This is a genomic window from Clostridium transplantifaecale, from assembly GCF_900626075.1.
GTDB classification, from domain to species: Bacteria; Bacillota; Clostridia; order Lachnospirales; family Lachnospiraceae; genus Otoolea; species Otoolea transplantifaecalis.
In genome coordinates this window covers 223,782-240,200 of sequence record NZ_UYZY01000003.1, presented here as the reverse complement: position 1 = coordinate 240,200, position 16,419 = coordinate 223,782, and the positions used below count along the sequence as shown (strand labels likewise).

Here is a 16,419-nt window from a genome sequence, read left to right as displayed (position 1 = left end):
GCGGCAATCGATATGCCTCTGCCAGGACAAGGGGCATATTTAAAGGGCTGCCGTGGTTGTGTTTTTCATTACCCCTGGAGCTGCTGCAAAATCCGGGCAAATTCAGCGCGGCTGACGCTGCCTTTCGGGGTCAGGTTTCCGGCGCTTCCTTTCAGGAATCCTGCTCCCACCGCCCATTTTACAGCCTCCTGCGCCCATTCAGAAACCTCCTTCGCATCCGTGTAAGCGGCCAGGCTGTCCAGATGGGATACATCCCACTTTTTGTATTGGGCGTAACGGTAAAGAATAACTGCAAGCTGTTCCCGTGTGAGAGAATCCCAGGGCGCGTAAGTGACGGCATCGCAGCCGTCCGCCAGCCCGCTGCCCACCGTCCAGACTACGCCTTGTGCGTACCACTGGCCAGGGCGTATATCGGTAAATGGATTCTCCGCCGTGACGGACGGGGAACCCTCCAACCGGTAAAGCGCAGCAGCGATCTGAGCCCGCGTCACAGCCCCATTTGGATCAAAGGTATCTGCCGTAGTGCCATTCATAAGACCTTTTTGACAGCTCTCAAGTACCGCCTGATAAAACCAGTCGGTCTCCTTCACATCATGAAAAGAAATCTTCTCAACGGGAGCTGCCAGAGTTTCAAGGCTATAGACGCCATCCAGCACCACAAACGGCGACAGCTTCTCCACCGTCACTTTTGCCGCCCCCTCATTCACGGTTACATCACAGAGGTTCAGCCTGCCGTCGATGCAGTGGGCGACAGTCAGTATCTGCCCTTCCCTTCCTTCTACGGGAATAGAAACGGTTACATCTCCCAGAAATACACGGGAAAGGGAGACATCATAGATGCAAAGCACCCGTCCCGCAGCCTGTGCCGACCGCAGGAGGCCGCAGCCGGCATCTCCCATATTATGGAGCGTTCCCGGATTTACAGCCATAGCGGCGTACTTATCTATCTGGCTTCCTGTTACCTTCACGCCGGTTTTCTGATCGGTCAGGACACGATCAACATAATTCGGACTGCTGTTTGAGGAACCGCCGCCTCTGCTGCCGCCGGAAGAACTGCCCGTTTCGACGGTGACGGCGCAGACTGCCGTTTTCCCGCCGTCCGCTGTGGTCACGGTGATGGAAGCCGTTCCGGGTGAAACCGCTGTTACGTTGCCTTGTCCGTCCACCGAAGCCACGCCTGGCGCGCTGGATTTCCAGTTCACCGTCTTATCTGTGGCGTTATCCGGCTGTACCGCAGCGGAAAGCGACGCGGTACCCGGGCTCTTATTGGTGTAGAGGAGCAGACTGGCATGATTGAGCGTCACGCCCTCCACCGGGATGGAAACCGGAGCCTCTTCTTTTACGGTGACGGCGCAGACAGCCGTTTTCCCGCCGTCTGTTGTGGTCACGGTGATAAAAGCCGTTCCGGGAGATATTGCAGTCACCTTACCGTGTTCATCTACCGCAGCCACATCTGGAGAACCGGAACTCCAGGTGACGGTCTTATCCGTGGCGTTATCCGGCTGTACCGCAGCGACAAGCGACGCAGTACCCGGATCTCTGTCGGTGTAGAGCGTCAGTTCGGATTGATCCAAGGTAATTCCCGTTACATAAACAGGATCGGGAAACGCCCGCATGATATTGACCGTATAGGTACGGCTGTCTGTTTCACTATTCTTCGCAACCACGTCAACGGGATTGCTCCCGGCATTTAATGTAATCGCATTTGAAACATCGCCGCTGCCAACGGGTATCCCGTTCACGGTGATGGCTTCCAAGACGCGGGCGGTGGGGGTAAGAGTTACCTGCTCCACGCTGTTGTCAACAGAAACGGAATAGGTATTCGTCCCGGGAAAGAAAGAAGGGTCGAGGGTTCCACTGCTGATCGACAGGTCAGAAAGTGCCGCGCCATATACCACCTTCTCTGCGGCCCAGTACCCGTTATTGTATCCTGTGGCCCCATAGGGTACAAATAACACAAGATCAGGTACATCTGGGAAAACATTGCGGCCCAGTGCGGGCGCGATCGGATTGGAAATAGTCAGCCAGTTCAGGCCGGTGCAGCCATGAAAGGCCGAATCACCAATCTCGGTTATCTGGCCTGGCAGTTCTTTCAGGGCCAGGCCGGTGTACCCCCGAAACGCTTCGCTATGGATCTCAGTCACATTGTCCGGAAGCGAGGTCAATGCAAGGTTCCCACAATCAGAAAAGGCCTTTGTCCCGATCGTGGTCACGCCATTAGGAAGTCCTGTCAGTTTCAGGTTGGCGCAGCCACTAAACGCTGAATTTCCAATCCTGTCAACACTGCCAGGAAGAGACGTCAGCGCCAGGTTCGTACAGCCGCGAAACGTCTCCTCCCCGATGGAGGTCAAGCCCTCAGGAAGTTTTGTCAGTGCCAAGTTCGTACAGCCGCTAAACGCCTCCTTGCCGATGTAGGTCACATTGCCAGGCAGAGACGTCAGTGCCAGGTTCTTACAGCCGCTAAACGCCTTCTCCCCGATTGAGGTCACACCGTCAGGAAGTTTTGTCAGCGTCAGGCTTCCACAGTTCTGAAACGCACAGGGCTCAATCTCATTTAACCTGTCAGCTTCAGACCAATCAACGGTTTCCAGATTGGCACAACCCTCAAATGCAGATTCCTTAATGACTGTCACACTCTTCTCCAGAACAACGGACTTTATCATAGTGCCGCTTATCCCAGAGGTATTTTTCCATGCCGTAGTACCGTCATCACTTGAGATGGTCAATTCTTTGCGGCTTGAATCGAACTGGAAGCCGTTCTCGGAGATAACATCGTCCCTCGCGGGGAACCTGAACGATGCGTTGCTGTCTGTTGCAGCTTCGATTGTCAGGTCAGGGTCTTCGGATGGGTGTTCGCTGTCCTCAGGGAAACAGGAGTCACAGACATGGCTGCAGGGCTGTGGCTCTGCATAATCCCCATTGTGCTCCCCCCGTTCATGCGGGCAGTCCAGTGCATAGCATTCCCGGGTGTGATCATGGTCTGATGCCGCATTGCTTCCGGTGGCAGGCTTATCTGTCTCCGTGCAGATCAGTTCATCCGTATAGCACGCCTCCGTATGTAATCGGTGTCCGCATGGGCGGCCCTCCACATAGCCGCATTCCGATGTGTGTTTCCGGTGGTTTTCGCACAGAGTCTCCTCCTTGGCAAAAACAGCCGTTGGCAGCAGCCCTGTCAGCATAGCCGCGGTGAGCAGCCAGGCCAGCCTTCGTTTTCGTTTCATCCTCAACTTACTCATGCCATTCATTTTAAAATTACTTATTAATCGCCAGATGTCCGTCACGTTTCTTCCTCCTTAAGCGCCCCTCTGCTACCGTCACTCTCCAGGTTAAAATAGTACCGTATTCCGTCAATCTCCCGCCAGCCTGCCGCCATGGCGCCGCTTTCATCCAGCCAGAACCACTGCCCGGTAAACGGGTCGTGGAACCAGCCGGTGACCATGGCGCCTTCCTTAAGGCCGGACGCTGCGGATGTTCCGGCTGTACCGGCGTTTGCATCCGCCGTATAGGTGCCTTCGCCTGACGTGCCGGCGTTCGCCGCCGCATACTCTGCGGTGCTCAGGTAATACCAGACTCCGTTCACGCACGCCCAGCCAACGATCATCCGGCCGCCGTCATCGAATAAATACCAGAAGCCGTCAATATACAGCCATTCCTTTACCGCATATCTCCCGCCACCGTTTCCGGTCTTATAAAACTTCCAGATGCCGCCCGGCTGCTTCTCCCATACTCCGTCTCCCTGCGAGGACGGCACATTGCCGTCTAAGTAAGTATAAACCGGCGGTTTCACAGCGGTAATCCCCCTGTCCGAATCTCTCTTCGGTTTCGGCTGAGGCTGAGGAGTTGGGGACGGGTCCGGAGCCGGCTCTGTTTTCGGCTTCACCGTAAACTCTACCTCTGCCTCCGCCTTCAGCCCATGATTCCCGGTGACTAAGACTGTGACACGGTAGTTCCCCTCAGGCAGCCCTGCCGCCGGAGTGACGGTGAAAGCCGCGGTCTCCCCGTAGGCTATGTCCGCCGGCAATCCCGCCCCTGAAAGGACAAAGTATGGCTCGGCCGTACCGGCTGCCCCCGTGCCGCCATCCGTCCACGGGTTTATGAGGCTCACCGCCAGTCCGTCGATTTTTACTTTGCCTGTATTCTTCACCGTGAACGCTGCCGCCGTCTGCGCCCCGTAGCCGGCTTCGGCATCCGGGAAGCGATAGGCGGCCGGGGACAGGGCCATTTCAAACGCGGAGTCCGCCTGGCCGCTCAGCCATGCATCCAGCGGAAACTGCGCTCCCTCGCCAAACTGCTTTTGAATTGGGTAATAGCCCTCCCGGAGAATCCAATCCGAATACGGGAACAGCTCTCTGTTCATGACGATATCGCCTGCCGCGCCGCTTTTGCCGTCCTTCCCGGTTCCGTCATTCCCCGGTATCACCGCTCCTCCCACCGTCATGCCTGACCACGCGTAATTTTCTTTCCAGCCGCTGCCCGCGGACGCGCTCGCCAACCAGCCGTAAATCCTTCCTATCTCGCTCTGGCCGTCCACGGTTCTCATCAGTGCCGCATTGTATCTCACAAGACCGGTATAGCTATCGACCGTAATATAATCCGCTACAGTTCCAATCAGTCCTCCGCTCTGAACCTCCGCAGCCGTGGTTCCGGTGCTATAGTTGTGCTCTATTTCGCAGCCGGCAGAAATCCTTCCTGCGATGCCTCCTGCCTTCTCTACTCCGGCTTCCACATTACCCGCGTACCAGCAGTTATTTATGATTGATTTCCGGCTGTCCTCCTCGTCCAAAGATTTGCCCTGTACATTGCCGACAAGTCCTCCGACGTAGGCGTTTCCCGTCACATTCCCTATACTGTAACAGTTTAAAACGGATGAACCCTTATCTAAGTATGCGGCAATCCCTCCGATGTAATTCTTGCCGCTGATCTGCACATTCTCCAAACCCAGATTCCGAATGGTTCCTTTATCAACCCATCCGAACAGCCCCAGATAATCCCGGCTTCTATCGTTTATCTTAAGATTGCGGATGAAATGGCCGCCTCCGTCAAAGGTTCCGGAAAATGGCGTCGCATACTCCCCTATGGGCGTCCAGTCCGTTCTGCCGGAAAGCGTGATATCCGCGGTCAGCCGCACGGTTTTGCCCTTAGAATCGTACGGACTCCTGTCCACGCCGTTCACCCAGTCCCGGAATGCGGCCAGATCCTCGGCGCTGCCGATATAGAGGTCGGCGGCATTTTCATCCAGCAGCCAGTCCGGGATCTCCCCGTCCTGCCCGCCGATATCTTTCAGCGTCGGAAGTTTCCCGTCCGCGATGTCCCAGACGTCCGAATCGTCGAACAGGGTCTCCAGAGATGGTGAAAAGGTTCCGTTGGCGGCATCATATCGGATGTCTGCACCGTTTCTTGTATCTGCTCCCACAGCTCCGAAGCTCCCATCCCCACGCTTCATACCGGAAAAAGCATAAAGATTCTGAACTGTGAAGCTGCTCATATCCGCCCCATTCAAAAACATAACATTTTCGTACACCCTTCCATCGGTTTCCGTGCTTCCCCCAAGGGCAGCTTTCCTATTTACGGAGGGATTGAATGCCGCGCTGTCTGTAAATGTCAGACTTTTCTCTTTCTCAACCATCAGAAGGCCAATAAGACCTCCACCCCTGCTTGTGTCATAGCCTGTGGCAGATGTAAGCACGGTTATATTTCCGGTGCTGTAACAATGCTCCATGACAGAATTTAAAAATCTCCCCGCAATTCCCCCCGCAACGACTGCCGATACCTTTCCTGTGCTATAACTATTTGTTACAGAACTGCCCTCCTCGGCCTTGCCTACCATTCCTCCCGCCGCGTTTGCCTCCACATTCCCCGTGCTGTAGCAGCGGTTTACGGTTCCCCCGTATAAGACTCCCGCCACCACTCCGGCATTTCCGAGATTCTTATTTCCCAGAATGTCCGCATCCCGCACGCCCAGGTTTTCCACGGTTCCGCTCTTCACGTACCCGAACAGGCCGCAGGATTCCAGAGCAGGATCATCAATTGTCATGTCGTAAATCACGTATCCGCCTCCGTCAAAGGTTCCGGTGAAAGGCTTTTCCTCCGTCCCAATGGGTGTCCAGTCCTCTGTCAGCCGGATATCGCCGGTCAGCACATAGCTGCTCTCCGCGTAGGTGAAGAGGCCGTCCGCCCACGTCTCCCCGCTTGCCACCTTCTCCTCCAGTTCCCGCAGCACCGCCTCGCTGCCGACGGTGAACCGGAAGCTGTCCGCCCGGTTCGTCCGGTTCGCCTGGTTTGCCCGGTTCGTCCGATCCATTGCGAAAAGACTGCGGTTGGAATCGCTCTGCCTTGTCATCTGCCGCTCCATCCGCTCCGCCTGTTCCTCTAAGGACAGCTCCCCGGTGTTCCGGATTACCGTAAGTTCCGGTTCCTTCGCCTCCTCCGACAGGACATATCCCTCCGGCAGCTCCCATCTGAACCGGTAGGAGCCGTCCGTCTGATCTTCTGATTCTGCCTGCGCTCCTGTTTCTATCTGCGCTCCTGATTCTTCCTGCTCTTCTGCTTCCTCCCGTCTCTCCTGCCTCTCCCGGTAATCCGGGGAGTCCCAGGTCAGCAAAAGTGTTTTCGTGGTTCCGTCCTCCTCCACCACGGCCTGAATCCGGCCTGGGAGCAGGGAAACCACCTCATCAAAGCCATAGGCGCTCTCGTATAAAGTCAGGCTGCCGTCGTCGGACAGATTGCCATCGTCCAGATACGTCCAGTCCGTGACCAGTATCTCCTCCGGCGCATCGGAGGGCGTGGCCTCCTGCCCCTCTTCTCCGGCTTCCTCTAAAACCTCCACCTCGATGACCGGAAGCTCCGCCCCGCTCAGTTCGTATCGGTCGCTTGTGAGTTCCGCTTCAAAGACATAGATGCCGGGAACCTGACCGTCATAGGTTTCCTGTTCGCTGAAATCTTCATCCAGAACCCAGGTTACCTTTACTCTTCTCCATCCCGCCGTTTTGTCCGCCTCCGAACCGGTCGCGGCCGCCGGGGAAGGCGTCGCGGCGCCCCCGCCGTCCTCACCATCCCCGCCGTCCCCGCCACTGCTCTCCTCCGCCTCCAATTTGGCGTTCAGGTAGTTTGGCAGCTTCAGCTCCCTCTTTTTGGTTCCCAATGGAACCGCCTGAAATAAAGTCTCCTCCGGCAGCTCTTCAAACTCCTCGATCATCCTGCTCTGGACAGCCGCTCCCGCAGTAATCCCCATGCCCGGCCATATGCTGCCGCTCACCAGCGCCGCCGACAGCATGAAAGCCATTCCTTTTCTCCATTTTTTCTTCATCCGCTTCCCCTCCATTTTTTGCATCCATTTTTCATATCCAGGTTGCGCAATCATACCGGTAACTTGTGGCTTCCCTATCGTCTTGATGCCTCTGCGGAAACCGTTATGCTACCGCCAAGATGAACAAATTCGTTCATAATCCATAAAACGACGAAATGCGAACACGTTTTCACGTATTCGCATTTTTCACTGATTTATATTGTTATAGTATCATAATATTTTAAATATATCAACAAAAAGTGGTTATTTTCAGTTTTTAAGTTTAATCACAAATTAAGGTGGAATTTTTTTCAATTACCTTTCCCCCAATTTATATTCCCCTATCTCCCGTATTGGAGTGCAGTGTTTAAAAAATCCATCGCCAGCAGAAATCCTTTTCTATGGAGTTATTCCGCCTCTAAAATAATTATACAACCTCGGAATAAAACATTTTCTGCTTTTCAAAACATCTCCTCATATAATTCGTTACAAAAAGCACTGAGGACAGGTTTATATGTTATAATGGGTTTGGTAAATCTGTTATTGCAAGATTACACGAAGATTCAGGAGGTTGTTCTATGAAAGAAAAACTGTACATGATGTTGATTGAGAAGAGCAAAACCTATAATAGGTTAACAAAGAAGGTAGTTACTGAACATGTTGAACACATAAGGAAACTGGACGATGAAGGCAAACTGAAAATCTGCGGCGTGTTTAAAGGTTATCCAGGAATGGCGGGCATGTATATTCTAAAAACAGATAGTCGGGAAGAAGCAGAGGAACTTTGCAAAACAGAGCCTTTGGTTATTGGAGGATATGCAACTTATAAATTGGTTGATTTTCAAGTTGCGAATCGGGAGAATAACTATTTATTGTAATAAAATGCGCCTTACTACACTTTATTAATAACAGGCGTACCATGGATAGGCTCAATGAGGAAGGGCGCAGGCTGGCGGCGGAGAAAAAAACTCTACGCCGAGTCCGGCTCCTGCTATGTACACCTGCAGCATCTTCTATTCTCATGAAAGATCCGCAGTTCCTTTCATTACATTTAATATATCATTTATTACACTTGCGCTGTATTCAGACTACTTGATAGCCAGCGCCGGACAGCACAGTCAGCGCTTTCTCAAAATTTTCTTTTTTAATCAAAATATAGTCTGTATTATATGTTGATATTGCAAAAATTCCAATTTCATTATCTGCCAATAACGTAGATATTTTAGATAATATCCCTATAAGCGAAAAGTCCAAAGTCCCTTGTATTCTGAAGGCTTTCCAGCCATCGTCACGCTCATCAGCATGATCCGGTACATGCTCTGTTATGCACACCAGGGATTTTTCTTCATCTGTTTTTCCGATGAAACAATATTCACGTTCCATATCAACCTGTGAATAGTCAGGTACCTTGCATACCGTAAAATCATGGTTTATTCTTTTTATTACCATATGAATCTCCTCTATAAACTGTGATTTGTAATTTATAAATCCTTAGTCATTCTTACACCGATCGCCATATATGGGGCGCCCAAATCTTTTTCCCTATCCATTATATAACCATGCTTTAGATAAAAGGATATTGCACGGACATTACCTTTAAAAGCCCAAATAATGATTTCTTTATAGCCATTTCTTTCGGCTTCTTGTTCTGCGAAAGAAATGAGTTTATCACCAAATCCTTTTCCCTGCTCGTTTTGACTTATATAAATGCGCCATATTTCAAATGCTCCTGCTTTATCTTCATCTTCGGTATTTCCGAAAGACAATAGCGCCACAACTTTACCTTCGTTTTCAAGCACATATTCAGATAATCGGCTCGATAAAAAATCCTTTTTTATATTAATTTCTCTTTGCCTGCATCCAAAATCATTCAAAAGTTCCGGATTTACATATCCTGCATAGACTTCTCTCCAATTATCATTAACAATTTTGCATACGGCATCATAATCTTCACTTGTTAGCGTTCGTATTAACATATGATTTCCTCATAACTCCTGTTTTTTCTGCCGATAAGACAGGAGTTGTTTTAATCAACAACAATTTTAATAGAAGAACACGTTCCACTACTCACTGTATTCTCCTCCTTAAAACCTAATAGGCAAAAGAACCATATCCCATTTTTACATTGTAAATCCCGAGACAAGACAAGGCGTCAGGAAGATTTCCCAGTAGAGCATATACTTGACGCTCTTTACAATGCGCGAATCTTAGGCGGCGGCAGACCTTCTTTAATCTGTTCCATGTCGATATGGTACTCTCTCTTTACAAACCGCAGTAAAAGCCGATAATTTCATCGTCCGTCATGGCATTTCCGGTGTCTTTTACGGAAACGTTCAGCCTGTAAATATGTACTTACCACATCCATTAAATATTTTAAAGATTATGCTTTGCGCTTTAAAAAATATTGAATCATAGATACGGCCTCCATTTCCTCTCTCCTTTCCACTTCAAAAAGATTTAGCAGGATATCTTCAAATTCCTTAATAGATATATCAAATTTATCGGGCCTGCCCATAGAGGTTTCAATTAAATTCATAAAACGGCGCATTTTGCCTGCATTATCAGGAACATCAAGTACAAATTTACTGCGAGGCTTCAGGATCCTATGAGCTTCTATAAGTGCTTCCATAACAAAATTTTTTTCAAAATATTCGAGTACCCCTATACAAGCCCCTATTTCGAAATAGTTGTCTTCAAACGGTGTTTTATGTATGCTTCCACAGTGTAATGCACCTACATTGAGATTGTTCTTTTGGGAATACTGCTTGAGAAGCTTGATTGTTTCGTCGCTTATGTCAACTCCGTAATAAGTCGATGGCCACTGATCATAGCCATTAAACATAAGATTCAAACAGCACCCAAGGTCAACAAATTTCATCTTTTGAGCGGGCGAAAGAAAGTATCTGATTTCTATACGTCCGCTGTCTGAATCTATCCCACACTCTCTTGCCATTTGAAATTTACTATAATCCGGATCATTTTTCAGATATTCCGGCAAATTTTTATATAAATCAACACCTTTTTTTCCTAATTCGATTGCTCTGTCATAGGACTGAGCTATTGATTTCAATTGACTGTTCATTTTTTGTCTTGTATGATGTTTATATCAATTTTTGCTTTGTGCTGCCGATTTCAAGCAAATTCCCCTCTGGGTCAGCTACATAAAAGTTGCGGATACCACTAATAGGCTCACACCTATCTGAACATCTTTTCCAATCATTGTTTTCATCTCCTGTAATCTTAGTCCATTTGTGCATATGATTTGTCAAATCAGCTAAAACACCATTTTACAATATTTGTAATCAGTTTTGTTGGCAATTCTTTGTTATAAGGAAAATAGATTGCATTTTTCTTTGTGACAAATTCATTTAACTCAGATGCAAATTCTCCAATAGCTTCCTCCCCTACATAAAAACTAATATGCTTTTTACAAGCAGAAAAGGAGATAGACTTTCCTTCTTTTTCATAATACGGCATACTCCATAGTATACGTTCATTTATACATGGAACACTATTTTGCAGTAAAATCATCATCTCTGTTAAATGGGAATGTGTTTCTGATGGTTGCGAATCTATATATTCTAATACTGTTTCAGGTGCTTTTCCGCAATAATGTCCCTGATTTGTTTTTTTAAACTCTCTTCCACATTTGGGGCATATCCACATATTTTATTTCCTCCTCAGCTTCCGATTTTATGCTCTGCAGCTTCCCGATAAATGGGAATTTATCGTTCTGTCCCACAATTATAAAACACAGGTAACGGTCTTTACTATGATTTTTCAAATATACCTCTATTCCGATTCACCGTAAATCATCAGGTATTCTTTCTCTCCTGTCTCTGTTTCAGTCATGCTCTGTTGAACCTTGAAACCTCAACCGTATCACGCAAACTTCTCCTTCCTGCTTCTGATCCTATTATACAAGACCATGGAAAAGAGTGCAATAGCATTTCAGAACATTTGTTCTATTCCATTTTATTCTTAAAAAATGGACTTATAACAGGTTCTGTAAAAGCATATAAGATAGCAGGTCATTCTTCAAGAATGCCCAGGCACCATATGCGGCAACTGCAAACGTCAGAAAACGGAGAATCAGGGTTTGCTTTCTGCCGGACACCAATATTACGGCAGTCTGCTGTACTCTTCATCCGCAACCGCCTCGCACCACTCATTTTTCGTGTCCTCACCAGCCACTTCCACCGCCAGGTGGGAGAACCAGCTGTCCTTTGCCGCTCCGTGCCAGTGCTTCACTCCGGCCAGAATCTCCACCACATCACCTGCATGGAGCTCTCTCGCTTCGCTGCCCCACTCCTGATACCAGCCGCGCCCGTTGGTGCATAAAAGCAGCTGCCCGCCGCCTGATTTGGCCTGGTGGATATGCCAGTTATTCCTGCAGCCCGGCTCAAATGTCACATTGAAGATGGGCGTACCCTGGCTGTTTAACTGGCAGAGATAGCTCTGTCCGATAAAATACCGGGCAAACCCGTCATTGGGCTTTCCAATCGGAAAGATTCCGCCCTTTCCTTCCATATCCTCTTCCTCCGTCCAGACCTCTTTCGCCATACAGAAGGCCGCCCAGGCTTTTGGCCAGCCGCTGTAAAATGCCAGGTGGGTCAGTGCCTCCGCAATCTCTGTTCTCGTAACTCCATTCTTTTTTGCCGTCTCCAGGTGGTATTTGAATGAAGAATCAACCAATCCGCTTGTCATCAGGGAAGTGATTGTGATCAGGCTGCGGTCACGATGGGAAAGCCCGCTCTCCCGGCTCCACACTTCACCAAATAATACATCATCGTTTAACTCTGCAAACTTGGGAGCAAATGTCCCAAGGGCGTCTCTTCCTGCTGTCTGTTTCATCTGCCTACTCCTTTCCAATCTTCATGCAGTTTCCGATCACCTCACCAGTACGCAGATATTCATACGTCGGCATCTCAAAAAGCACCGGTTTAAGCACATGATAATTCACTTTTCCATTCTCATTGAGCACAGATGGTTCTGCGTAAGTATTCTCTATTTTCAGGATAAAGTTGTCAAATCCTTCTGTCTCATAGTTATCTGTTACCGTACACTCCATCGTCAGCGGAGATGCTTTTATCACCGGCGCTCCGGCCTCACCCATCTCATACTCAAACAGCCTGGACTTATCAGCTTTTGCGCCGCTCACGCAGCCGGACCGGTCTGCTTTTGGGAGCAGGGCCTCATCCACAATGTTTACGGTCAGTGTGCCGTTTGCCTTGATTCCCTGGTTGGTGTAATGAGCCTTTGCCAGACTCACCATCAGGCGGTTATGCCCCATAATGCCCAGATGCCCTACAAGCACCCAGTTTGGTTTCTCATTTACCATAGCCCCAATCACCACCAGGGGAGTGGGGTATAAACTCAATACAGGTCCGATATTTTTCTTCATGTCAGCTGCCTCCTTCTAGGTCCTTACTTGTTATTTTTTCCTGTGATTTCCAGATTTGGTGACGCAGGTAATCCATCCGGTCCAGTTGTTTTTCCCGGAAATGGATTTCATCCAGGGTCATAACCCGTTTTTTATCCAACATCGTTAAGCGTTCCCGTTCCGTGGACTCCTTGCAGAGCAGAAGACGCATATAAGTCTCCACCTCCTCACTGGTAAACCCAATATCGTGAAGCGTCATAATCATGCTGAGCCGTTCCAGATCCTGATCGTCATACTGCCAGTCGCCCATCACTTTTTTGACGGCGCCGCACAATCCCCAGCTTTCATATTCCCGTAAAAGCTCTATCGGAATCTGATAACGCTCACTTGCTTCATGAATTGTCATCTCCATTCTCCTTTCCGCCTGGTATACCCTGAGACAAAAAATATAAGCATACCCGCCGATTCCTCTGAATCCGTCCGGATATGCTCCTATTTTAATCCAACGCCGCCTGTGCGTCTAATACCTAAATCACATTTGTTTTCATGCATTTTAAGCATTTCTGCTTTTACACCATATTTTTCAGCTGTTCCTTTGCATAGGAAATGAACGCAGCTGCCGCCGGAGAATGTACCTTGTTTTTCTTCCAGGCTAATACAGAGTAAAATTCTAAACTGGGTGACAGCGGGACAAAGCAGAGATTCTCAAAGCTGCTCTCCAGTTCCACGCACAACGCAATGCCAATCCCATTTTTAACCATCATGGCGGCATTGTAAATCAGATTGTAAGCCGACACAATGTTCATCTGGTCAGAATTGTCTCCGAACCAGTTTAACAATTCACGGCGCAGCAACTCCCGCTTGGTGAACAGCAGCGGAAAACGGATCAGGTCTTCCGGGCGTACATATGGTTTTCCCGCCAGTTCCGAATCCTTCCTGACCAGAACGCCCCAGCTTTCCCGTACCGGCATCCGGAGAAATTCATACCTTGCGATTTCCACCGGCTCCAGAAGAAGGCCCAGATCCAGGGTTCCCTGCTCTAAACGTTCCTTTATATTATCTGCATTTCCACTGTAAATGTCATAACAGACCTGTGGATGCTCCTGGTGAAACCCGGCCAGCAGCTCGGAAAGCAGGCCCATACTGCGCAGCTCACCGGAGCCGACAGCGATTTCCCCGTTCAGGATTTCTTCCCTCTGTGATAATTCCCGTACCGTTTTATCCGCCAGATCGATCAGTTCCTGCGCTCTCCGCTTTAAGAGCATGCCGTCCTCTGTCAGGACAATGCTGTGATTACTCCTGTGAAACAACTGCACTCCCAGTTCCTCTTCCAGTTGCATTAACTGTCTGGAGAGGGTTGGCTGGGTGACATGCAAAAGCTGGGCCGCCCTTGTGATATTCTCTTCCCTCGCTGTCATCAGAAAGTATTTGAGCAGTCGAATCTCCATAACATCACTCCCTTCTCGCCTTCTCGCTTCATCCACATTGTGCTATGCCTGTATTTCCGCCGCTGGCGCTGAAATATACTACCGTTTTACTCATTAATAACGCGTCACGCCAATAATTGGCAGCACCCCTTTTGAAACCGCGTAAGCGTCAGCTGCCTCATGGCCTCCTTTTGCTTATCCGTCACAAAGGTATACGGATAGATCCCATAGATAAAGGGGAAAAAGCGATAAATAAAGTTCTGCCGTTCCTCCACCGTCATCTCCGGGAAAAACTTCCCCAGCAGCGTGGCAAAGGTCTGCAGTGACCTGCCATATGCCACCTTAAATTCCACCAGGCTTTCTGCAACCTTCTCAGCAAAAACATTGCTCTTAAGCGTCTCATTTTCCTTCATCACTGTCTCCAGGTCCGCAATCCATAACTCATATTCCTTTTTCAGAATTGCCAGGAAGATTTCTTCCTTGGTCTGAAAATAATTGTATATGGACGGTCTGGAAAATGACGTCACTTTTCCATAGCTGTTACAAATCGTTTAAAATTCTCTGCTCTCCCAATCGCTGTTACCTTATCGTCCCTATGAAAGCGGTGCAGAGGCGCTGTTTTTACCGTGGATATTCCAATTGGCTAAATCAATTTCATGTTGAGCAATCTGCAGGCAGTATAGAATAACCATCCTTGTGGAATGCTATCTCGATATTCTTGATGTAAGAGGTATTTCATACAAAAAAGAATCTATCATGATTGAGGTGTTTTATGCAGAAAAAAAGAAACTATATCATCGGCATTGCAGTGCTGTTCCTGCTTATTATAGCCGGAGTATTATTCTATATAAAAAGTGCCGCCCCACCGGGCGAAGAATGGATTTCCTATCATAATAGGGAACTTACCGACTCCATAGACCGCCAGCTCTCAGGCCTGGATATAGGCCGTATCATGGCGGATAAGGAAGCCGCTGTTGTGGAGAAATCCGTGGCGCAGCTTCAGCTGGCGGTGGATCAGGCAGAGCTGACATACGAGGAGATTACCGCGGTCTGCCTCTCAAGAATCAAGGCTTTGGATCAGAGCAAACACGGATACAACTCTGTGATGGAGATTGCCCCGGACGCTATGGAACAGGCACGGGCGCGTGACCGGGAACGTTCACATTATGAAGGAGATGTCCCTTCTCTTTTCGGTATCCCAGTCATGTTGAAGGATAACATTAACACAGCCGGCATACCCACCAGTGTAGGAACGGTGGCCTTTGCGGATTTCATACCGGAAGAGGACGCTGAACTGGTGACCGCCCTAAGGGTGCAAGGCGCCGTTATTCTGGGCAAAAACAATCTGGCGGAATTCGCCTATTTTGTGTCCAGCGTTATGCCCAACGGATACAGCAGTAAAAAGGGCCAGACCGTCAATCCTTTTGCACCCCTGAAAATTTCCCCTTCCGGCTCCAGCAGCGGCAGCGCCGTGGCGGTGTCCGTCAATCTGGTGCCTATCTCTATCGGCACAGAGACAGCCGGTTCTATCGCCGGACCGGCGTCCGCAAATTCAGTAGTGGGATTTAAACCGTCCCGGGACAGTGTACCCCGTGAAGGTATATTCCCGCTGATACAGGAAGTGGATACCCCCGGACCGCTTGCAAAGACGGTCCAGGACGCCGCACTGGCATATTCAGCCCTTTCCGGGCAGGAAATGCAGTCAGAACTAAACGCAAAGTCTTTGGCGGGAGCAGTCATCGGCCTTGCGGTTTATACTTACGATGATGAGACGCTCCGCCAGTCCTTAAAGGAGAGATTAGAGGAATCGGGAGCCCGGGTCATAGAGGTTTCGATCAGCGGTGAAGGTGTACAGGTACAGAATATCATTGAACTGACATTCAAACAGGATTTTGAATTGTTTGCCCGGCAGTACGGGCTTCCTGTGAACCGTCTTGAAGATTTAATCGCTTTTAACCGGGAAGACATAAAACGGCGGGCACGGTATGGACAGGACCTCCTGGAAGCGGCCGAGGCAGTAGAAACTCCGGACAGAGAACCAATCCAAGCATCGATTGAGAATGCGCAGACCGCATTGGAAGGGCTGTTTCTGGAAAATGGCCTTGATGCGCTTGTCTTCTTAGGTACGGCCGGTTCCACAGAGGTATCCGCGGCAGGATATCCGCAACTGACAATCCCATTCGGCGTTGACGCAAAAGGTGTCCCGCGGGGAGTGACCTTTGCCGCACGAGACGGTGAGGACGTAAAACTGCTTAATATTGGATATGCTTTTGAACAGGCGGCAAAAGGCAGGGTAATTCCTCGATAAGCGTGATAACTCCCTG

Annotated in this window: 13 protein-coding genes; 2 read left to right on the top strand and 11 right to left on the bottom strand. The window is 49.4% G+C overall.

The features are described 5' to 3' along the window. Positions 1 to 68: 68 nt before the first annotated feature. Together EJL91_RS12675 and EJL91_RS12670 are read right to left on the bottom strand one after the other, a co-directional pair. The gene (locus EJL91_RS12675; protein ID WP_164516836.1) at positions 69 to 3,221 is read right to left on the bottom strand and encodes a leucine-rich repeat protein; all 3,153 of its coding nucleotides are present in this window, start codon (positions 3,219 to 3,221) and stop codon (positions 69 to 71) included. Between the two features lie 56 nt (positions 3,222 to 3,277). Further along, positions 3,278 to 7,306, bottom strand: a complete 4,029-nt coding sequence (locus tag EJL91_RS12670; protein WP_164516835.1) for a hypothetical protein — start codon at positions 7,304 to 7,306, stop codon at positions 3,278 to 3,280. 557 nt (positions 7,307 to 7,863) lie between these two features. Here EJL91_RS12670 and EJL91_RS12665 point away from each other — a divergent pair. Further along, positions 7,864 to 8,163, top strand: a complete 300-nt coding sequence (locus EJL91_RS12665; protein WP_125142340.1) for a YciI family protein — start codon at positions 7,864 to 7,866, stop codon at positions 8,161 to 8,163. A 205-nt stretch (positions 8,164 to 8,368) separates the two neighbouring features. Here EJL91_RS12665 and EJL91_RS12660 read toward each other — a convergent pair whose 3' ends face one another. The 9 genes from EJL91_RS12660 to EJL91_RS12610 form a co-directional block, all read right to left on the bottom strand. Beyond that, positions 8,369 to 8,734 carry an ACT domain-containing protein gene (locus EJL91_RS12660; RefSeq protein ID WP_125142339.1) on the bottom strand — a complete coding sequence of 122 codons (366 nt, stop codon included), beginning with the start codon at positions 8,732 to 8,734 and terminating at the stop codon, positions 8,369 to 8,371. A 32-nt stretch (positions 8,735 to 8,766) separates the two neighbouring features. Next, entirely contained in the window at positions 8,767 to 9,261 is a 495-nt protein-coding gene (locus EJL91_RS12655) for a GNAT family N-acetyltransferase (RefSeq protein WP_125142338.1), read from the bottom strand. 404 nt (positions 9,262 to 9,665) lie between these two features. Further along, positions 9,666 to 10,367 carry a class I SAM-dependent methyltransferase gene (locus tag EJL91_RS12650; protein WP_125142337.1) on the bottom strand — a complete coding sequence of 234 codons (702 nt, stop codon included), beginning with the start codon at positions 10,365 to 10,367 and terminating at the stop codon, positions 9,666 to 9,668. A gap of 188 nt (positions 10,368 to 10,555) precedes the next feature. Continuing rightward, positions 10,556 to 10,951: an iron chaperone gene (locus EJL91_RS12640; protein ID WP_125142336.1), complete on the bottom strand. Its 396-nt coding sequence runs from the start codon at positions 10,949 to 10,951 to the stop codon at positions 10,556 to 10,558. A 456-nt stretch (positions 10,952 to 11,407) separates the two neighbouring features. Beyond that, positions 11,408 to 12,139 (bottom strand): carboxymuconolactone decarboxylase family protein, encoded by a 732-nt coding sequence (locus EJL91_RS12630; RefSeq protein WP_125142335.1) that lies wholly within the window; start codon positions 12,137 to 12,139, stop codon positions 11,408 to 11,410. A 4-nt stretch (positions 12,140 to 12,143) separates the two neighbouring features. Continuing rightward, positions 12,144 to 12,689: a flavin reductase family protein gene (locus tag EJL91_RS12625; RefSeq protein ID WP_125142334.1), complete on the bottom strand. Its 546-nt coding sequence runs from the start codon at positions 12,687 to 12,689 to the stop codon at positions 12,144 to 12,146. Position 12,690: 1 nt separating this feature from the next. Further along, a complete protein-coding gene (locus EJL91_RS12620; protein ID WP_125142333.1) occupies positions 12,691 to 13,074 on the bottom strand; it encodes a MerR family transcriptional regulator in 384 nt (127 codons plus the stop codon). A gap of 163 nt (positions 13,075 to 13,237) precedes the next feature. Next, on the bottom strand, positions 13,238 to 14,116 hold the full coding sequence (locus EJL91_RS12615) for a LysR family transcriptional regulator (RefSeq protein WP_125142332.1): 879 nt from the start codon (positions 14,114 to 14,116) through the stop codon (positions 13,238 to 13,240). A gap of 104 nt (positions 14,117 to 14,220) precedes the next feature. Next, positions 14,221 to 14,508 carry a hypothetical protein gene (locus EJL91_RS12610; protein WP_164516834.1) on the bottom strand — a complete coding sequence of 96 codons (288 nt, stop codon included), beginning with the start codon at positions 14,506 to 14,508 and terminating at the stop codon, positions 14,221 to 14,223. A gap of 359 nt (positions 14,509 to 14,867) precedes the next feature. On the opposite strand from EJL91_RS12610, the gene EJL91_RS12605 reads away from it, so the two are divergent. Further along, positions 14,868 to 16,403 (top strand): amidase family protein, encoded by a 1,536-nt coding sequence (locus tag EJL91_RS12605; RefSeq protein WP_125142331.1) that lies wholly within the window; start codon positions 14,868 to 14,870, stop codon positions 16,401 to 16,403. Positions 16,404 to 16,419: the final 16 nt, after the last annotated feature.